This is a genomic window from Edaphocola flava (genome assembly GCF_004118155.1).
In the GTDB taxonomy this organism is placed as follows: Bacteria; Bacteroidota; Bacteroidia; order Chitinophagales; family Chitinophagaceae; genus Edaphocola; species Edaphocola flava.
Window position 1 is genome coordinate 90106 of the sequence record NZ_SAIQ01000005.1, and the last position, 20614, is coordinate 110719.

Consider the following 20614-nt stretch of genomic DNA (forward strand, 5'->3'; position numbering starts at 1 on the left):
GCAAAAATAGGGGATTAATCACTTCGCGTTATAAAAACGTGAAAGGTAAGCGCTTGTGACTGTTTTTGTAAAAGATGTGTATTTTTGCACGAATAAACAACAGCGAATGATCAACTTTAATTTAACCCAGCTTCCGGAGCGTACAGTTGCCCCAAGACAAAACGGTATTACCATGGTCATGGATAAAGGCCTGAGCATCCCGGAAGTAGAGCACTTCCTCTCTATTGCGAAACCGCATGTGGATGTTGTGAAACTGGGATTTGGCACGGCAGTAGTAACTCCTAATCTGAAAGAGAAATTACAAGTATATAGTCAGCATAATATTCCCGTTTACTTCGGAGGTACTTTATTTGAAGCCTTTCTGGTGCGCAACCAGGTGGATGATTATATTAAAGCACTGAAAGATTACGGAGTACAATATGTTGAGGTTTCTGACGGATCGGTATCTATACCACATGAAGAAAAATGTGCATATATCTCCCGCCTGGCCGGAGAAGGGTTCACTGTTTTTTCTGAAGTCGGCAGTAAAGATGCATCTAATGTAATGCCGCCATACAAATGGATTGAGCAGATGGATGCTGAGCTGAAAGCAGGTTCTTCCCGCGTAATCGCAGAGGCCCGTGAAGCCGGTAACATCGGTATTTATCGTGGTTCGGGAGAGGTAAGAGAAGGGCTGGTACAGGAGATCCTGACCAAAATTCCTGCCGAGAGAATATTATGGGAAGCTCCACAGAAAGCACAACAGGTATACTTCCTGCAACTGCTGGGCTGTAATGTAAACCTGGGTAATATTGCTCCAAATGAAGTGATTCCTCTGGAAGCAATGCGTATCGGTTTAAGAGGAGATTCATTCACCATGTTCTTAGATAAGTAAGGCGAATGGAAGCATTTGCCAACCGGCTGCAGAAAAATACCCGGCATATTGCAAAATGGGCGAAAAGACAGGGTATTACCTGTTATCGCATTTACGACCATGATATACCGGAGTTTCCTTTTTGTGTAGATATTTATGAAGATTATATGCATATATCAGAATATGTATACCGGCATAAGATGAGTGAAGAGGAACATGAAGAATGGCTTAAAGATGCTGTGGCTACAGTGGCTCAGCAACTGAATGTGCCGGAAGATCATATCTTTCTGAAAGAGCGTAAGGTACTTTCCCGTCGTACAGAGCAGTATGAGAAAGTGGCGATGGCGCAAAAAAAGATCGTGGTACAGGAGAGCGGGCTTAAGTTTTGGGTGAATCTTACGGACTACCTCGATACAGGCTTATTCCTGGATCATCGTCCTTTGCGCCAGATTTTCCTGACAGAGGCGAAGGGCAAGCATGTCCTGAATCTGTTTGCCTACACCGGATCATTTTCGGTATATGCGCAGGCTGCTGGTGCGGCATCCGTGACTACAGTTGATCTATCGCATACATACCTGAATTGGGCTAAAGATAACTTTGTCCTTAACGGTTTTCCGGTAGAAGAAAAGCGGTTTATACAAAGCGATGTAATGGACTTTCTAAAACTGGAGCCAACAACCTTGTATGATCTGGTGATTGTAGACCCGCCAAGCTTCAGTAACAGTAAGCGGATGAAGGGAACCTGGGATACCCAGCGCGACCATACAACGATGTTACATTTACTGTTGAAACACGTGAAAAAAGGGGGCGTGATTTACTTCTCCAATAACTTCCGAAATTTTGTTCCGGACTTTAGTCGTCTGAAGGTGAGCGACGCTGTAGAGATAAGCCCAAAGACGATTCCTGAGGATTTCAGGAATAAGAATATTCACCATAGTTATAAGATTGTTTACTAATATTTCAAACAAGAAATTAACTAATATTTGAGGCAAATTAAATTTGCCGGTATATAATTAAAGAATATATTGCACTCAATTACATAAAACATATATTTTAATTAAGCATTATGGCACAAGTAAAAACAGGAGACACCGTAAAAGTGCATTATCATGGTAAATTAACAGACGGAACAACTTTTGATAGTTCAGAAGGACGTGAGCCGTTGCAATTTGTTGTAGGTCAAGGTCAGGTTATTAAAGGATTTGACAATGCGCTGATCGATATGCAGGTAGGTGATAAAAAAACCGTGAATATCCCTGTTGAAGAGGCATATGGTGCTGCAAGTCCTGAAAATTTTGTTGAATTTCCTAAATCCGATTTCCCTGAAGGTGCAGAACCACAAATTGGTATGCAAATGCACCTGAGCGACAATATGGGTAATGTATTCCCTGTTGTAGTTGCTGAAGTGAAAGAAGAATCAGTAATACTGGATGCTAACCACGTTCTGGCAGGCAAAGACTTAGTTTTTGATATCGAACTGGTAGAAATTCTGTAAGATACGCTATAACAGCATTTTGATTTGGGCGAAAGTTTCTACATTTTTGCCCATTTTTTTTACTTTTGTGTTTGACCTTAAATTTTGCAAATGAGCTTTAGTCCCGTTTTATTACAGGTAGTTGCCGATACTGCACAGATGGCTGCTGCAGCTGCTCCGGTTACGAAACCGGCAGTACAGGAGCAATTGTCTTTATGGTACCTGTTGAAAGAAGGTGGTGTGTTAATGATTCCACTGCTGATCTGTAGTCTGATCGCTATTTATGTGTTTTTTGAACGCTTCCTGGCCATAAGGAAAGCGATGAGTGCCCCGACAGACTTTATGCAGCGGGTAAAAGAGAAGATCGTTGAGGGTAACCTTAATGGTGCTCAGTCTTTATGTAAAAATTATGATGGTTCTGTGCCACGTGTGGTATCCAAAGGGATCAGCCGTATTGGCAAGCCAATAGATCATATCGAAAAATCTATGGAGAACTCCGGTAAGCTGGAGGTATATGCTATGGAAAAAAATGTTGGTATTTTATCTACCATTGCAGGTATTGCACCAATTTTCGGTTTCCTGGGTACAATTGTAGGTATGATTATCATGTTCTACAATATTCAGCACGATCCGGCTTTTTCTATCAATAGCGTTGCCGGAGGTATTTATACCAAACTGGTCACTTCAGCAACCGGTCTGATCATTGGCCTGGTTTCTTTTGTAGGATACAATTATCTGAATGCGCTCATCAACAGAGGCGTTAATAAAATTGAAACTTCTGCAAATGAGCTGCTGGACATCCTGCATGAGCCGGCTCATCGTTAACCGCTATTTTAGGGATTCCTATACTTGAATTAATGTCTCAAAAAACGATTATCATTACAGGTGGAGCCGGTTTTATCGGCTCCCATGTTGTTAGACGCTTGGTCAATAAATATCCGCAGTACACTATTGTGAACCTGGATAAACTGACTTATGCCGGTAACCTGGCTAACTTAAGCGATATAGAAAAAAAACCGAATTATATATTTGAGAAAGGAGATATCTGTGATACTTCATTTGTAAAAGCGCTTTTTCAAAAATATAATCCTGATGCTGTAATACACCTGGCTGCAGAAAGCCATGTAGATCGCAGCATTACCAATCCGCTCGATTTTGTAATGACAAATGTGGTGGGTACAGTTACCTTATTAAATGTTGCACGCGAAGCCTGGGAAGGTGCTTATGACAGTCATCGTTTTTATCATGTATCGACTGATGAAGTATATGGTGCTTTGGGCGAAGACGGTATGTTTACCGAAACAACCGCTTATGATCCGCACAGCCCTTATTCTGCATCAAAAGCAAGCTCTGACCATTTCGTGCGCGCCTATCACGACACTTACGGGATGGATTGTGTGATCTCTAATTGTTCTAATAACTATGGTTCACATCACTTTCCGGAAAAGCTGATTCCTTTATCTATAAATAATATCAAAAATAATAAACCGATCCCTATTTACGGGAAAGGCGAAAATGTAAGAGACTGGCTATGGGTAGAAGATCATGCCCGTGCTATCGATGACATTTTTCATAAGGCCGCAACCGGTACCACTTATAATATAGGTGGCCATAATGAGTGGAAAAATATTGATCTGATCCGTTTGTTATGTGCCATAATGGATAGAAAACTGAACCGTGAGCCGGGTGCATCTGCACAGCTCATTACTTTTGTTACCGACAGGGCCGGGCATGATCTGCGTTATGCGATTGATGCAACCAGGCTTAAAGAAGAGTTAGGCTGGGAGCCTAGCCTTCAGTTTGAAGAAGGTCTGGAAAGAACTGTTGACTGGTATTTGGAAAATGAAGCATGGTTGGAACAGGTTACAAGCGGTGCGTATCAGAAATATTATGAGCAACAATACAGTTAATTCATGATCGCAGAAGAAACAACACTAAAAGGCTGCTTCATCCTGAGTCCGCAGGTATTCCGGGATTCGAGAGGGTACTTCTTTGAAAGTTTTAACCGCGCTAAGTTTGAGCAATTGACCGGCGCAAGCGGAGATTTTGTACAGGATAATCAGTCTTTTTCGACCTATGGTACCGTAAGAGGATTGCATTTTCAGCAGGGAGATGCCGCTCAGGCCAAACTGGTACGAGTTATGGAAGGTACGGTACTTGACATTGCTGTAGACCTTAGGCCTGGATCTGAGACATACCTGCAATGGATTGCGGTAGAGCTGAGTGGAGAGAATAATAAGCAATTATATATTCCTAAAGGATTTGCCCATGGATACTCTGTATTGAGTGAGACGGCTGTTTTTGTATACAAATGTGATCAGTTTTATAATAAGGATGCCGAAGCTGGTATCCGGTATAATGATCCTATTTTAAATATTGACTGGAAAATACCAGCATCTGCGATGTTGCTTTCAGAAAAGGATGTCGATCTTCCTTTTTTAAAACACTAAGCACTATAATACACCCCTTGATATGAAAGGAATTGTACTTGCCGGAGGTTCCGGAACCCGATTATACCCGATTACCAGAGGGATCAGTAAACAACTGATGCCGATTTATGATAAACCGATGATTTATTATCCGCTTTCTGTATTAATGATGGCGGGTATTAAGGAAATCCTTATTATTACCACACCTGAAGATCAGGCTGGTTTTAAGCGTTTGCTGGGCGATGGCCGTCAATGGGGATGTACTTTTGAATATGTGATTCAGGAAGTTCCTAATGGTCTGGCACAGGCATTCGTACTTGGAGAATCATTTATCGGCAAAGAGAAGGTGGCACTGGTTCTGGGAGATAATATTTTCTATGGTGCAGGGATGGGTACATTACTGCAAAGTAATATTGAGGTAGAAGGCGGAGTAGTATACGCATACCAGGTACATGATCCGGAACGTTATGGAGTAGTAGAGTTTGACCAGGACTTTAATGCCCTCTCTATAGAGGAAAAGCCAGTTGTCCCTAAATCAAACTACGCTGTTCCCGGACTTTATTTTTATGATAATGATGTTGTAGAAATAGCTAAAAATCTGCAACCCTCTGCCCGAGGAGAATACGAAATAACAGATATTAATAAAATATATCTGAAAGATGGGCGATTGAAAGTAAGCGTGCTGAACCGTGGTACAGCCTGGTTGGATACAGGAACATTTGATTCTATGATGGAGGCAAGCCAGTTTGTGCAAATTCTGGAAAACCGCCAGGGGCTTAAAGTGGGTTGTCCGGAAGAAGTGGCTTACCGAATGGGTTTTATTACAAAAGAGCAATTACTGGACATTGCAGCGCCGCTTAAAAAGAGTGGTTATGGTGCATACCTGGAAAGATTAGTGAAGTAATTTATATATATGGGTACAGATTTTTATGTACATGAAACGGCAGTTGTAGATGCGGGAGCCTCGATAGGATCGGGCACTCGCATCTGGCATTTTTGTCATATCATGCCCGGAGCTGTATTAGGGCCGGAGTGTAATATCGGACAAAATTGTTTTATTGCCAATGGCGTTACATTAGGGCGCAATGTTAAGGTGCAGAATAATGTATCCATTTATGAGGGTGTCGACTGTGCCGATGATGTATTCATAGGACCATCAGTCGTATTTACCAATGTGTTGAACCCAAGAAGCGCAGTAAACCGTAAAGATCAGTACCGTAAAACACATATTGGTACAGGAGCCTCTATAGGAGCCAATGCAACCATTATTTGCGGTCATAATATTGGATCATATGCTTTTATCGGAGCAGGTGCTGTAGTGGCGCATGATGTGCCGGCTTATGCATTGGTTGTCGGAAATCCGGCGAAGCAAATTGGCTGGATGAGTGCTTACGGACAAAGACTGGTTTTTGATGAGCAGGGTACAGCTTTGTGTACTGAGAGTGGTGAGCGCTATTCTTTAATTAATAACGAAGTAATAAGAGTTGAATAATAAGATAAAATTTATAGTTATAGGTTGCGGTCATATCGGTAAGCGACATGCTGCAATGATCTGGAGCAACGAGGAGGCAGAATTAGTGGCGTTGATAGATGTCAAGAATAAATCTCTGTTAAAGCTGGATGCTTATACGGATATCCCGTTCTTTGATTCCTATGAAGCCTTCCGTAAAGCCGGACTTGATTTTGATGTTGCTAATATTGCCGTACCCAATGGCTTGCATGTTCCGATAGCACTGGAGGTACTTAACGATAGAAAGCATGTTGTAATCGAAAAGCCTTTGGCATTGTCTAAAATCGATGCACAAAAAGTCATTTTAAGAGCAGAAGAAGTGGACAAAAAGGTATTTGTAGTCATGCAAAACCGCTATTCGCCACCTTCTGTATGGTTAAAAGAAGTGGTGGATTCCGGAGTATTGGGACAAATACATATGGTACAGATGAATTGCTTCTGGAATCGGGATGAGCGCTATTACACACCCGATAGCTGGCACGGAAGCAAGTCTCTGGATGGAGGAACCCTGTTTACACAATTCTCCCATTTTATAGATATCTTGTATTGGCTTTTCGGAGGAATAAAGAATGTGCAAAGTCGGTTTTATGATTTCAACCATCAGGAGCTGACTGCATTTGAAGATAGTGGTAATGTGTTGTTTGAGCTGGAACGGGGCGGTATGGGAAATCTGAATTTTTCTACTGCTGTCTGGGACAAGAACTTAGAAAGTTCTATGACCATTATCGCAGAAAAAGGCAGTATCCAGGTGGGCGGACAGTATATGGACAAGGTTTGTTACTGTCATATCCAGGATTATACAATGCCTGCATTACAGGATACCTTGCCTGGAAACGATTATGGCCATTACAAAGGCTCTGCGGCGAATCATATATATGTAATTCAGAATGTAATAGACGTGTTACATGGCAAAGCTGCAATTACCACACCGGTGCAAGATGGGGTGGCTGTAGTGGAAATAATTGAACAGATGTATCAGATGGGAAATAATTACATGTAATATGTTAACAGCTTTATATTTGCACTTAAACGGGAACTAAAATCATATTTTAACATTAACTTCGCGCAAAATCCAGTTATGAAAAGAAAAATATATATCTCTGCATTATTGTTATTAGGCCTGCATTCCTGTACTCCCAAGTACCGCATGACTTATTTCAAAGATCTTTCTGATTCAACCTATACAACCATTAAACTGGATAATAAAACCGAACAAAGGATTAAAGTTGATGATGTTGTTTCTATTAAGGTCAGCACATTAAATGCAGAATCTAATACATTATTTAATGAAGGGGTACTGGCAAGTGCTTCTACCAAATCTGGAATTACTTCATCATCACTTAGCGAAGGATATAAAGTTGATAAAAACGGAGATATAAACTTTCCTGTTCTGGGAAAGATACATATTGCAGACAAAACCCTTGAAGAAGCCAGGGACTTAGTTGCGCAAAAGATCAGTGGGCAGGTGAAAGATCCGATTGTGAATGTACGTTTGCTTAATGCACAGGTAACTGTATTAGGAGAGGTTGGTACTCCGGGCATTGTAAACATTTCTGAACGTAAAACGAGTATATTGGAAGCGTTAGGGAAAGTGGGTGATGTGAAATCATCAGGCCGAAAAGACAATATATTATTAATCAGGGAAAGTGGTACACAAAGAGAGATGATACGATTGAATTTGAATAGTGCAGATGCAATATCTTCTCCATATTATTATCTGCAGCAAAATGATGTGATTGTTGTAGAGCCTACTAAACGCCAGGAGCGGGCTGCAGAGGGGCAGCCAGATGGATTAGCAATCACTACGCTTTCGTTAGCTTCTGTCTCTACTTTATTGAATGTATATAGTATAATCTTAAATTTAAGAAAATAATTAATGGAACCTTTGATACCTAGTAATGCTGCAACTACTCCTAATAGCCAGAATATACAATCTACTGGAGGTTTTAATATTAAAGATTGGTTATTTAAGATAATTAGACACTGGCCATGGTTTTTGCTTTGCATGATTATTGCGGCATCTCTTTCTTTTGTTTACTTACGTTATGCAACCAAGCAGTATGTATCCTCTGCTACCTTAATGGTTAAGAAAGAAAATAAGCAAGCCAAGGTCGCTGATATGATGGGCGGTGGCAATGGTATGTCTGGCGTGGATATACAAAGTGAAATAATGTATCTGAAAAGTCACTCTATTATGCAGAAAGTGATAGAGGAACTGCAGATGAATATCACTTACTATGTAGAAGGTAAAGTAAAAAAGATGGAACTCTATAAAGATGAGTTCCCTTTAGAATTACAAGTTTCTGATTACAATAAAACGGCTTATGGATTAGCCACTTTGATAGAGGTTAAAGATGTCAACAGCTTTTACTGGATTGAAAACGAGAAGAAATACATTGCAACTTTCGGTACAAAGTTTAAAACTGCACGTGGTGTCTTCTTGCTGAATAATAAGATCAAGACCAGGAGTGGTACTTTTGAAGTAGTAATCAATGACCCTTCCGTTATTGCTTCTGTTTATAGCAGTAAATTAAATGTTAGTTCAGTGGATAATACCAATGTACTGATGTTAAATCTCGTAGATGCCGTACCTCAGAAGTCTGTAGATGTTCTGAACAAGCTGATGGATGTGTATTCTGTAGAGGTAATAAAAGACAAGAATATTGAAAATGACAATACTATCACATTCATTGAAGGAAGGTTGCGTAGCCTGGTTTCGGAGCTGGGTGATGTAGAGCGTGATGTAGCTAATTATCGTAGCCAGTACTCACTTGTGGAGGATAATAATGCCGAAATGTACATGAATCAGGCGACAGATTATGCAAAGCAGGTAGAACAATATAATATACAGTTAAGTATCCTTGCTTCTCTGAAAAATTATATGAACTCCAGAGACAATTATTCTCTAGTGCCGAGCACATTAGGTATCAATGATCCTACCTTGCAAGGACTTACATCCAAATATAATGAACTGCAAGCACAAAGGAAGCAATTGCTGGCAACAGTAGAGCCGACAAGTATACAAGTGAAGAATCTTGATGCAGAAATCAGTACCATGAGAGGCAATATTAATGAGAACATTAATAATGTCAGAAGGGGCCTGGAGATCACGAAAGGTAATCTTAGCCAAAGCTCTACTAGCTTTGAAAGTAAAGTAAAGGCTTCTCCTAATATCGAACGTCAGCTGCTGAGTATTAAACGGGAGCAAGGTATTAAATCTGCGATATACAGCTATCTGTTACAAAAGCAGGAGGAAACTCTGATTCTTGCGGCAGCTACTGCTCCGAATTCCAAAGTAGTAGACCCTGCTTCGATTAACTGGGAGCCGGTATCACCAAAAAATAAGATAATTTATTTAGGAGGTATATTATTGGGATTACTCTTACCACTTGGGGTTGTATTCCTGAAAGAAATGCTCAATAATAAGATTACCAGCGTTAATGATGTGAAGAGCATTGTAGATGTACCGATCATTGGTGAAATCAGTCACCATGAGCATGAACAAATGCTGGTTGTAAAAGAAGGTAGCCGTGATGCGGTATCAGAGTTATTCCGTCTTGTACGAACCAACCTCCGATTTCTTCATAAAAGCCAGGATCATAAGGCTATTCTGGTTACTTCAAGTATGAGTGGTGAAGGTAAAACCTCATTCACAACCAATCTTGGAGCAAGTCTTGCATTGACTGGAAAGAAAGTAATCCTCCTTGAGTTTGATATCAGAAGACCGAAAATGTTATTAGGTATAGGTATGAAAGCGCAATATGGTATTACCAATTACCTGATTGATGATAGTATCTCCCTGGGAGAGATCATTCATCCTGTTCCTAATTTTAAGAACCTGTATGTAATGGGGGCCGGGCCAATACCTCCTAACCCTTCAGAGCTGATGCTTAGTCCGAAATTGCGTTCGATGATGGCTATGCTGAAACAAGAGTTCGATTATGTACTATTAGACTCTTCTCCTATCGGACAGGTAGCAGATGCCTTCAATCTGAATGATATTGTAGATACGACTATATATGTAGTACGCTATAATTATACTTATAAAGAACAAATGCATATCCTGAAGGATATCAGTGTCAATAAGAAATTAAATAATCTCGTAGTAGCGATGAATGATGCCAATGTTGCGAATACGCAAGGTTATGGTTATGGTTATGGTTATGGTTACGGTTATGGAGAGGATCGCAAAAGCGGTCACCAGGACAGAAATTCACTGCTTGCCAGATTCAAGCGAAGAATGGGTAAAGAATAACAGCAGATGATTTTAGTATTTGTATAGCGTAGAATTTTTAATGACAACAGTACACACAAACTCCCTGATGCTTCCAATTGAAGCTCATAAAATTGCGGTAATCGGACTTGGTTATGTAGGCTTGCCATTGGCCTGTGCATTGGCACAGCATTATACAGTGATCGGTTTCGATATCAACACGGAGCGGGTAGAAGCATTGCGTTTGGGAACGGATGATACGCTAGAGGTAGAAAAAGATCAGTTGAAGCGTATTCTACAAACCAGCAAAGGTGAAAAAGGCTTGTATGTTTCGGCATTGGAATCCGATATTAAGGATGCAACCGTCTATATCGTAACAGTACCTACTCCAGTAGATCATCATAATCAACCTGACTTGTCGCCAGTCATTCTGGCCAGTCAGACGGTCGCGCGATATTTAAAGGATGGAGATGTTGTTATTTATGAATCGACCGTCTATCCTGGCTTAACAGAAGAGGTATGTGTACCATTACTGGAAGAGGGCAGTGGGAAATCTTTTAATACAGATTTTTATGTAGGCTATTCTCCTGAGCGAATGAATCCCGGAGATAAAACACGTACAGTAACTGATATATTAAAGTTGACCTCAGGAAGCACTCCGGAAGCCGCAACGTTTGTTGATAATCTATATAGTTCCATCATAACAGCAGGTACCTTTAAGGCATCTTCGATTAAAGTAGCAGAAGCTGCAAAGGTCATTGAAAATGCACAAAGGGATATTAATATAGCCTTTGTGAATGAGCTGGCTAAAATTTGTAACAGACTGAATATTCCTACCCATGAGGTACTGGAAGCTGCGGGTACAAAATGGAACTTCCATGCTTATAAACCCGGTCTGGCAGGTGGTCACTGCATCGGTGTAGATCCTTATTACCTTGCCTTAAAGGCAAAAGAAGCGGGATACTATCCTGGTTTGATCCTGGCAGCACGGAGAATGAATGAAAGCATGTCTGAGTATATTGCTTCTGAAGTAGTAAAGTGCATGATTCGGAACGATATCGCTGTTAAAAATGCCCGCTTGCTTATGATGGGTATCACATTTAAGGAGAATTGTCCGGATGTGCGTAATACCAAGATTGTGGATGTCATACAGGAACTGAAGTCTTACGGAATAATTGTAGATATATTTGATCCCTGGGCAGATGCAAACCTTGTACACAAAGCCTATGGGCTGGAGTTGATGACCACTTTACCAACAACTACATACGATGCAATAGTATTGGGAGTAGCCCATAGTGATTTTCTGACTATTGACTATAAGCAATTAAGGAATGATCAATGCGTAATTTATGATGTAAAGTCCTTTTTACCTTTTCCGGTTGATGGGGCTCTGTAAAAATAATTCTAATATATATAATGATGGCATATCATGAACAAAATAGTGACAAACAATGGACGGAGGTGATTGAACCATCTACGAGTTTGCTAAATATAAATCTAAAAGAAGTCTGGCGCTATCGTGACCTGCTTTTTTTGTTGGTACATAGAGATTTTGTTACTTTTTTTAAACAAACAATACTAGGTCCAATATGGTTTTTTGTCAGTCCGATCTTTACTACTATTATTTTCACATTCGTATTTGGGAATATTGCTAAAATTTCAACTGACGGGGTACCTCAGGTTGCATTCTATCTTTGTGGTGTGACATTATGGAACTATTTTTCATCCGCCTTAACTGCCACTTCTTCAGTTTTTAAAAATAATGCAGCGATGCTTGGGAAGGTTTACTTTCCTCGTTTAATCATGCCATTATCTATAGTTGTTTCAAATCTGATGCAGTTTGCAATTCAATTTGGATTGTTTATTTTGGTAGTAATCTATTATGTTTTTAAAGGTACGATTGAGCCAAATTGGTGGATACTAGCGACACCATTCCTGATTGCATTAATGGTTGCTTATTCTTTAGGTTTAGGGATGATATTTTCCAGCCTTACTACTAAGTATAAGGACCTCAGTATGTTGCTTACCTTTGGTGTAACATTATACATGTATGCAACCCCAGTTATTTTTCCTGTGTCTGTAATGCCTGAGAATTTAAGACCCCTAGTTGAATTAAACCCCCTGACTGCTATATTTGAATGTTTTAAGTATGGTTATTTGGGTGCTGGTCATATTTCTTGGGGCATGTTAGCTTACTCCACTGTTGTGATTGTTATAACCCTTATCATAGGAACGTTAGTTTTTAATAAGGTTGAGAAAGGTTTTATGGATACCGTTTAATTAAAAGAAAAATGTCAAGCAACAATAATATCGCATTATCTATTGATAACTTATCTAAACAATACCGTTTAGGACAAGTTGGGACCGGTACTATATCACATGATTTGAACAGGTGGTGGCATAAGGTAAGAGGGAAGGATGATCCTTATCTGAAAGTAGGAGAGGCCAATGACCGGACAAAGAAAGGAGGATCTGACTATGTTTGGGCATTAAAAGATATTAATTTAGATATCAGGCAGGGAGATACTGTTGGGATAATCGGTCGTAACGGTGCTGGGAAATCGACACTTTTGAAAATATTGAGTAAAGTGACTAAACCTACGACAGGTAACATCAAGCTAAATGGGCGTATTGCTTCATTGCTTGAAGTAGGTACAGGCTTCCATCCTGAAATGACCGGCCGTGAAAATATTTATTTGAACGGTGCGATTCTTGGAATGACAAAAAAGGAAATCTCTCGTAAATTTGATGAAATACTAGATTTTTCAGGAGTTGAACGTTACGTGGATACTCCTGTAAAGCGCTACTCATCAGGTATGTATGTTCGATTGGCATTTGCTGTTGCAGCACATTTAGAATCTGAGATATTAATCGTTGATGAAGTATTAGCTGTAGGAGATGCAGAATTTCAAAAGAAGTGCTTAGGTAAGATGGGAGATGTAGCACGTGGAGAAGGGAGAACTGTATTATTCGTTAGCCATAATCTGCCTTCAATTAAACAACTATGTAAGAGTTCTGTTTATTTAAAAAATGGTACGCTACAGATGCAGGGTGATACAGAAAGCGTATTGATGCGTTATAAAAATGATACGCGTCTAATCCATTCTTCCGCAAATGCTCCTTTAGAAAATGGATATTTTTTGATACGTCAGATTGACATTACACCGAAGGATGATAAATATGAAATTGATATAGATGATGACTTCGTTATTTCTTTAACCTTCGATTGTAAAATTGCTAATAAATCACTAGCATTGAGTATAAATATATTCAATGATGAAGATATTCATATGTTTGAAGCTTTTGTACCGTTTGCAAATGAAAGTAATAGTGAAGTAAAGAGTTATACTGTAAAAATTAGTATACCTGGGTATATGCTTAATTCTGGAGAATATTTTGGAAGTATTTTATTTGGAGAGGATCAGACGATGGTAGTTATGGATCTTGATCGGGTGATCAGGTTCAATGTTGAAGAGAATTATATTGGTACTGGAAAATTTTTACGCAGGATGCCTGGTATTGTAAGACCAAATATTTCCTATGTTGTTGAGTAAGATATTAAGACGATATTACCAAAGTCTAAGGATTTTTATATTTAAAAGACTTAGTACTGCAACCAAAATCAATGGAATTGTTACACAAAATCAACCACTGATTATGAATGGTGCTGGGGAAATATATTTCGGTAACAATGTAATCATCGGATACAATCCTTCTCCTAAATTTTACGATACCATTGCATATATAGAAGTGCGAAATGCTGATGCTAGGATCAATATTGGAGATAATGTTATTATTAATAACGCTGCTTCCATTATATGTGACCGTACGGAAATAAATATTGGGAGAAATGTGCTGATTGGAATTGGGGTAAGCATCATAGACTCTGATTTTCATGAAATTCATCCGGATTCGAGACAGGGCGGAAATCATGCCTGTGCTCCTGTAAATATTGACGACAATGTTTTTATCGGGAATAATGTAACTATTCTTAAAGGGGTACATATAGGCAAAAACTCGGTCGTAGCCAGTGCGTCTGTTGTTACAAAATCATTCCCTGAAAACGTGATTATTGCAGGTAATCCTGCAAAGATTATTAAAACCATAGCTTATGAATGAGCCAATGTTAATAGAATTGCCTAAAATTGTAGATCCTAGGGGAAACCTCTCTTTCTTCGAAAATCTTAAGCAAATTCCATTTGAAATTAAACGCACGTACTGGATTTATGACGTGCCTGGTGGTGAGATGCGGGGAAGTCATGCATTCAAAATTCAGCAGGAATTTATTATCGCACTATCCGGATCTTTTGATGTAATACTGCATGACGGGACAAGAGAAATGTGCTTCTCCCTGAACCGATCTTATTACGGATTGTATGTTCCCAATAAAGTATGGCGGAAAATTGAGAACTTTTCTACTAATGCATTAGCATTTATTGCTTCAGATATGAAGTACGATGAAAATGATTATGTAAGAGATTTTGAGGAATTTTTGCATTTACAAACCAACCAATAATGAAGAAGTCAGTATACAATTGCGACCTGATCCAGTTACGGAAGATAAAAAACCGTTCGGGTAATATTACGGCTGTAGAAAATGGAGATGATATACCGTTTGATGTTAAGCGGGTGTTTTATTTATATGACATTCCTGGCGGAGAAAGCAGAGGGGCACATGCTCATAAAGAATGCCATCAATTCCTTATTGCGGCAAGTGGTTCTTATGAAGTTTTATTAGATGATGGTAAGGTTAAACGACAGGTCTTATTGAACAGACCAGATATCGGATTGCATATTCCACCTGGGATTTGGGCTTCAGAAGTTAATTTTTCATCAGGGTCAGTTTGTTTGGTATTGGCTTCTCATACTTATAATGAGGCAGATTATATAAGAGATTATGATATTTTTTTAAATTCTTCGATCCGTTAAAAAACTGAGATTAGCAGGAAATACTATTATTTTAAATGAAGTAATTGCGGAATAACTAGTTTAGTTTGCTTTTGAGGTTTTATACTACATTTAGAATATATAATTATATAAACCTGCTTAATATAATATTATGAGCGAAAATTATAAAATTCATTCATTAGCAGACGTACAGTCGACACATATTGGAGCCGGAACGATGATTTGGCAATTCTGTGTTGTATTATCAGAAGCTGTAATCGGTAAAAATTGTAATGTTAATTGTAATGTTTTTATAGAAAATGATGTTGTGATCGGAGATAATGTGACAATAAAGCCAGGGGTACAAATTTGGGATGGTGTTACGATTGAAGATAACGTGTTTGTTGGGCCGAATGTTACCTTCACCAATGACTTAATACCAAGATCTAAGCAATATCCTGAAATATTTTCACGTACGTTTTTAAGAAAAGGTGCCTCAATTGGAGCAAATGCAACTATCATTGCAGGTAATACTATCGGAGCTTATGCGTTTATAGGGGCAGGTAGTGTTGTTACTAAAGATGTTCCTGATAATTTCGTTTTTTTTGGTAATCCAGCTGTGCATCGAGGATATATTACAAATGATGGTATCCTTCTGGATATGGATTACAAAGATAAAAGTGGGCAAGTTCACAATATATAAATTAATAAAATCACACATGATTAAATTTCTAGATTTACAGAAAGTTAATATGCTCCATCAGGAAGCTATTGAAGCAAGACTTTTGAACGTATTCCGTTCGGGATGGTATCTGTTAGGAAACGAAGTGAAGATATTTGAGCAAAATTTACAGAAATATATTGGAAGCAGACATGCTATCGGTGTGGCTAATGGATTAGATGCTTTGCGCCTGATCTTACGTGCTTATATAGAATTGGGTGTGATGGAAAAAGGAGACGAGATTATTGTTCCTTCCAATACTTATATAGCCTCTATATTGGCTATTTCTGATAATGGACTAGTTCCAGTTCTTGTTGAACCAGATATTAATACTTATAACATAGATACTTCCAAGATAGAAGCCGCAATAACTGCTAAAACAAAAGGTATTCTTATTGTACATTTATATGGTCGACTAGTTTTTAATAATGATTTGCAGCTGTTAGCTCAAAAATATAACTTAAAAGTAATTGAGGATAACGCACAGGCCATTGGAGCGGAATATCGAGGTGTCAAAGCTGGTAATCTTGGTGATGCAGCCGGATTTAGTTTTTATCCTGGCAAGAATTTGGGTGCTTTAGGAGATGCTGGTGCGATTACTTGTAATGATGAAGTATTAGCTAATACGATCAGAGCAATTGCTAATTATGGATCTAATCAAAAATATGTTAATATCTACCAGGGACTCAATTCACGGCTGGATGAAATACAAGCAGCTGTATTGGATGTAAAATTGGGTTATATCGATCAGGAGAATACTCGGCGTAGAGAAATTGCAAAGAGGTACACTGAAGAAATAACAAATCCTGCAATTGTATTACCAAAAATACCAGGGAATGAGCTGGAACATGTGTGGCATCTATTTGTTATCAGAACTGCTGCGCGTAATACATTACAGCAATACCTTTCCGAAAATGGTATACATACATTAATACATTATCCAATACCACCTCATAAACAGCAAGCTTATAAGAATATGAATGACTTATCTTTTGTAATTTCTGAACAGATACATAAAGAAGTATTAAGTTTGCCAATAAGTCCGGTAATGACAGATGTAGAAGTGAGTACCGTTATAGATATAATAAATAATTGGAATGACGCCTAATATACCTAAGGTCAGTGTTTTAGTTCTTTGTTACAATCAGGAAGAAACCATTAGACAGACATTAGAGTCTCTGATTGGTCAGAAAACGGATTTTAATATAGAGATTCTTATTGGCGATGATAGTTCTTCCGATCAAACAAGAGCAATCTGTTTGTCCTATGTAGAAGCCTATCCTGATCTAGTGTGCCTGCATCCGGTAGCGCCAAACGTAGGACTCTTGGAAAATTATAAGCGACTGGTATTATTGGCTAAAGGTAATTATATATCATGTTGTGCTGGAGATGATTACTGGATCGATCCTCTTAAGCTTCAAAAACAAGCTGATTTTCTCGATAAGCATCCGGATTATGGGATGGTTCATACTAATTATACCATTCTGTTCGATGAAACAGGGAAAACAGAAATTGTCTCAAAAAAGGTGCCGGAGGGCATTGTTTTAGGACAATTATTATCGGGCAACTTTGTAGCTGCACTAACAGCAATGTATCGCACCATTTATGTTCAAGAGGCAATAAATGAGGATATTTTATCTTCTGATTTTCCAATGGAAGATTATCCTGTTTGGCTTTATATTTCTGAGCGAAGCAAAGTGGGCTTTTTGTCAGATAATACTGCAGTATGGCGCAAAATGGAAGAAAGTATATCTAACACCAAAAGTATATCTAGGCAAGTCCGTTTTCATTGGGCGACAATAGAAGTGAAAATATTGTTTGCTAAAAGAAATGGATATGAGGCAATTATGCCCCAATTGATCAATTCATTGAGGGCCTCTTTATTTTATGCAGCCATAAATAAACAGAGAGATACAGCTTTGCAAATATCTAAACGTATTCAAGACATAGATCAATTGTCGGTAAAAGATCATTTAATACTAGCAGCAAGCAAGTACCAGGTGTTGCGACAAATACTGAAAATATGGATTAGTAGAGGCGGTAGAAATTAAGGAGCTATATTATTGTATAAAATAATTTAAGCCATTCTTTGCCAATAATATCCATAGAAAACCTGTGGCTATCCTTAACTGCATTTGCCGCCAGACGGAGCCTCAATGCTTCGTCTTTGATCAATAGCTCCAAACGTTCCTGCATCGCATCCAAGTTATTGTCATCAACAATATACCCATTGATTCCATTCTTAATAATGTCATGAATCGCTCCAAAAGTATCCATAGCAATAGGGACAGTACCTTTTTGCGTAGCTTCTATCAATGTCATAGGAAACCCTTCATAAGTAGAGGCCATAAGCAGTATTGAAGAACGCTCGTAAAATGGCTCTGAGTCCTGTTGACCTAACAAGTTTGCGCGCTCCAGGGACAATTCCAGGATCATTGATTCATAATATTCTCTATGAGGTCCAGCACCGATAATGTCCAGACGCCAATCTGGGTATTGATTCTGTATTTTTTGCCAGATACGTAATGCATAACTGACTCTCTTATTAGGTTCAAATAAACGTGCAACGACCAGGATACTTTTTTCTTTTTTCTGAATAAGTAATTGATCTGCAAATGAGGAAAATGAAAGTGCGTTTGGAATCGCCTTCAGCTTGCTTATCTCAGAAAGGCCTGCATAATCGCGGAATTCAGAGATGTAACTTTCTGATAACAACACATAATAATCCGAATATGCATACGCAAGATTGTAGAACTTTTTACTGGAATTGATGTATTTTTTGTTGAGCAACAACTGTTTTGTCAATTCCTTTAAACGTAATAGCTTATGCTTTCCTTTACTGATTTTATATTCAAAAAATGTATCAGAAAGCTTAGCCTTATCCCCACTGCCCGGACGTGCGTGCAGTGCTGAAATAATCCTGCAGTTTCTACCCTGTACCGCTTCATGTGCTAGTATTGTATACCAAGGACCATAGGGCAGTAAAATGCAGTCTATTTTATAGTTATCTATTACTGACCTGATGTCCTCAGCATTTGTGATTATTTTTTTGATGATTGTGATACGATTATCAGTAAGTGTAGACTCCGGACAAGAGACAAAGCACTTGATGTCGGAATGACTCATTAGGTAATCAAAAAGATTGAGCGTCGTTCTTTCCAAACCGCCGGTATTGGGATGTAGAGGTGTATTGGTTATTAGTAGCAGGTGCATGTGTAACTAGTTGTTTGCATTGCAATATGAATGCATATTTGTAGCAATATACGTAACTTCGGCCTGTAAAAGTAAGATAAAAACCTAATCTATAAACCATAAACCTTACAATAATACAGCATGCCAGAGAGATTATACCGTATATTTTTCTTCCTTATCGATATGAACCTGGGAGGTACAGAGAAGTCTCTGCTCAATTTAATTGATACCTTGCCAGAAAGCACAGATATTACGATAATGATGATGCGGGAGCATGGAGAACTGTTGTCCGCTATCCCGGCACATGTTCGTATACAGGTAATTGATCATTCTGAAGATGTATGTCATGCTGTTGAATCTAACTTCGTGACGCTGGCTAAGGAGCAATTGGGTAAAGGCCGCTTGCTGAGCGCATTCAGGGCTATGCTATACTATATGCGCAGTAAGATGCAGAAAGGAACTGATCTTTATTACAAGTTTATGAAGCATTCATTGCCTCAACAGCAGGAGGTATACGATGTTGCTGTTGCCTATGCCGGACCCAATACATTTATCTCTAATTATGTATTAGATAAGGTAAGTGCAAAACAAAAAATCCAATGGGTACATTTTGATGTTAATAAGATCTACTTTGATGTATCCATAAACCGTAACCTGTTTCACCAGTTTGATAAAATAGTTTGTGTTTCAGAAGATGTTCAAGAGCACCTGCTAAAGAAAATACCGGAGCTGGCTGCAAAAACAGCAGTCCGATATAATGTCATTCCGTATCAAACTATAGATGCACTATCTAATGAATCGGCCGCTGAAATGGACCTGAGCAGAAATAATAAGATTGTTACCGTTGGCCGGTTGACTGAAGAAAAAGGCCATATGGGCTTTCTGTCTACGTTTCGTAAGCTCAAAGATGCCGGTCTGGATTTTGTATGGTATATAGTAGGAGATGGGAACTGCAGACAGGGGCTGGAAGCTAAAATACAAGAGCTGGAGCTGGAGTCTCATGTATTCCTTTTAGGAAAACAGATGAATCCTTATCCGTATATGAAACAGGCAGATATTTATTTGCAGCCATCAAGATATGAAGGACATTGTGTAACTATACTGGAGGCAAAATATTTGCACAAGGCAATCGTGTGCACCGACTTTTCCGGAGCGCGGGAAGAACTGCAGGATATGAAAACCGGTCTGATTACCTCCTTTGAGGATGCGGATAAATTGGAAAAAATGACCCGTATTATTACCGATACCGCGCTACGCAGCCATTTTGAAGTTGCGCTACAGGAAGAGCAGGTGCAACAGTCTTCCGAGAAAGTACCTCCATTCTGGCAATAGCTT

22 protein-coding genes are annotated in these 20614 nt (G+C 38.9%); 21 read left to right on the forward strand and 1 reads right to left on the reverse strand.

Annotated elements, in window-relative coordinates:
- The first annotated feature begins 106 nt into the window (after positions 1-106).
- The 20 genes from EMP01_RS14140 (at position 107) to EMP01_RS14235 (ending at position 18138) form a co-directional block, all read left to right on the forward strand.
- Complete coding sequence (locus EMP01_RS14140) at positions 107-874, forward strand: phosphosulfolactate synthase (RefSeq protein WP_246625325.1); 768 nt, start codon at positions 107-109, stop codon at positions 872-874.
- 5 nt (positions 875-879) lie between these two features.
- A complete protein-coding gene (locus EMP01_RS14145) occupies positions 880-1809 on the forward strand; it encodes a class I SAM-dependent methyltransferase (RefSeq protein ID WP_129022208.1) in 930 nt (309 codons plus the stop codon).
- Between the two features lie 110 nt (positions 1810-1919).
- Positions 1920-2348, forward strand: a complete 429-nt coding sequence (locus EMP01_RS14150) for an FKBP-type peptidyl-prolyl cis-trans isomerase (protein WP_129022209.1) — start codon at positions 1920-1922, stop codon at positions 2346-2348.
- Between the two features lie 90 nt (positions 2349-2438).
- Entirely contained in the window at positions 2439-3152 is a 714-nt protein-coding gene (locus EMP01_RS14155; RefSeq protein ID WP_129022210.1) for a MotA/TolQ/ExbB proton channel family protein, read from the forward strand.
- A gap of 32 nt (positions 3153-3184) precedes the next feature.
- Positions 3185-4237, forward strand: a complete 1053-nt coding sequence (rfbB, locus tag EMP01_RS14160; RefSeq protein WP_129022211.1) for a dTDP-glucose 4,6-dehydratase — start codon at positions 3185-3187, stop codon at positions 4235-4237.
- A 3-nt stretch (positions 4238-4240) separates the two neighbouring features.
- Positions 4241-4777, forward strand: a complete 537-nt coding sequence (gene rfbC, locus EMP01_RS14165; RefSeq protein ID WP_129022212.1) for a dTDP-4-dehydrorhamnose 3,5-epimerase — start codon at positions 4241-4243, stop codon at positions 4775-4777.
- 22 nt (positions 4778-4799) lie between these two features.
- Positions 4800-5660, forward strand: coding sequence for a glucose-1-phosphate thymidylyltransferase RfbA (gene rfbA, locus EMP01_RS14170; protein ID WP_129022213.1), 861 nt, complete (start codon positions 4800-4802; stop codon positions 5658-5660).
- Between the two features lie 9 nt (positions 5661-5669).
- The gene (locus tag EMP01_RS14175; RefSeq protein WP_129022214.1) at positions 5670-6248 is read left to right on the forward strand and encodes an acyltransferase; all 579 of its coding nucleotides are present in this window, start codon (positions 5670-5672) and stop codon (positions 6246-6248) included.
- Positions 6241-7266: a Gfo/Idh/MocA family protein gene (locus tag EMP01_RS14180; protein WP_129022215.1), complete on the forward strand. Its 1026-nt coding sequence runs from the start codon at positions 6241-6243 to the stop codon at positions 7264-7266. The genes EMP01_RS14175 and EMP01_RS14180 overlap by 8 nt, the downstream gene beginning before the upstream one ends.
- Positions 7267-7344: 78 nt before the next feature.
- Positions 7345-8139 (forward strand): polysaccharide biosynthesis/export family protein, encoded by a 795-nt coding sequence (locus EMP01_RS14185; protein WP_129022216.1) that lies wholly within the window; start codon positions 7345-7347, stop codon positions 8137-8139.
- A gap of 3 nt (positions 8140-8142) precedes the next feature.
- The gene (locus EMP01_RS14190; RefSeq protein ID WP_129022217.1) at positions 8143-10521 is read left to right on the forward strand and encodes a GumC family protein; all 2379 of its coding nucleotides are present in this window, start codon (positions 8143-8145) and stop codon (positions 10519-10521) included.
- Positions 10522-10588: 67 nt separating this feature from the next.
- The gene (locus tag EMP01_RS14195) at positions 10589-11875 is read left to right on the forward strand and encodes a nucleotide sugar dehydrogenase (RefSeq protein ID WP_129022218.1); all 1287 of its coding nucleotides are present in this window, start codon (positions 10589-10591) and stop codon (positions 11873-11875) included.
- Positions 11876-11895: 20 nt separating this feature from the next.
- Positions 11896-12759 carry an ABC transporter permease gene (locus EMP01_RS14200; protein ID WP_129022219.1) on the forward strand — a complete coding sequence of 288 codons (864 nt, stop codon included), beginning with the start codon at positions 11896-11898 and terminating at the stop codon, positions 12757-12759.
- A gap of 11 nt (positions 12760-12770) precedes the next feature.
- Positions 12771-14033 carry an ABC transporter ATP-binding protein gene (locus EMP01_RS14205; RefSeq protein ID WP_129022220.1) on the forward strand — a complete coding sequence of 421 codons (1263 nt, stop codon included), beginning with the start codon at positions 12771-12773 and terminating at the stop codon, positions 14031-14033.
- Positions 14026-14598 carry a DapH/DapD/GlmU-related protein gene (locus tag EMP01_RS14210; protein ID WP_202616089.1) on the forward strand — a complete coding sequence of 191 codons (573 nt, stop codon included), beginning with the start codon at positions 14026-14028 and terminating at the stop codon, positions 14596-14598. The genes EMP01_RS14205 and EMP01_RS14210 overlap by 8 nt, the downstream gene beginning before the upstream one ends.
- On the forward strand, positions 14591-14995 hold the full coding sequence (locus EMP01_RS14215; RefSeq protein ID WP_129022221.1) for a sugar 3,4-ketoisomerase: 405 nt from the start codon (positions 14591-14593) through the stop codon (positions 14993-14995). Before EMP01_RS14210 ends, EMP01_RS14215 begins: the two co-directional genes overlap by 8 nt.
- Positions 14995-15408, forward strand: coding sequence for a sugar 3,4-ketoisomerase (locus EMP01_RS14220; RefSeq protein WP_129022222.1), 414 nt, complete (start codon positions 14995-14997; stop codon positions 15406-15408). The genes EMP01_RS14215 and EMP01_RS14220 overlap by 1 nt, the downstream gene beginning before the upstream one ends.
- A gap of 130 nt (positions 15409-15538) precedes the next feature.
- A complete protein-coding gene (locus EMP01_RS14225) occupies positions 15539-16069 on the forward strand; it encodes an acyltransferase (protein WP_129022223.1) in 531 nt (176 codons plus the stop codon).
- A gap of 16 nt (positions 16070-16085) precedes the next feature.
- Positions 16086-17195, forward strand: a complete 1110-nt coding sequence (locus tag EMP01_RS14230) for a DegT/DnrJ/EryC1/StrS family aminotransferase (protein ID WP_129022224.1) — start codon at positions 16086-16088, stop codon at positions 17193-17195.
- Positions 17185-18138 (forward strand): glycosyltransferase, encoded by a 954-nt coding sequence (locus tag EMP01_RS14235; RefSeq protein WP_129022225.1) that lies wholly within the window; start codon positions 17185-17187, stop codon positions 18136-18138. The genes EMP01_RS14230 and EMP01_RS14235 overlap by 11 nt, the downstream gene beginning before the upstream one ends.
- Before the next feature lie 4 nt (positions 18139-18142).
- On the opposite strand, the gene EMP01_RS14240 is transcribed toward EMP01_RS14235, so the two are convergent.
- The gene (locus tag EMP01_RS14240; protein ID WP_129022226.1) at positions 18143-19300 is read right to left on the reverse strand and encodes a glycosyltransferase; all 1158 of its coding nucleotides are present in this window, start codon (positions 19298-19300) and stop codon (positions 18143-18145) included.
- 120 nt (positions 19301-19420) lie between these two features.
- Here EMP01_RS14240 and EMP01_RS14245 point away from each other — a divergent pair, with 120 nt between their 5' ends.
- Complete coding sequence (locus EMP01_RS14245) at positions 19421-20611, forward strand: glycosyltransferase (RefSeq protein WP_129022227.1); 1191 nt, start codon at positions 19421-19423, stop codon at positions 20609-20611.
- The last annotated feature ends 3 nt before the right edge of the window (positions 20612-20614 follow it).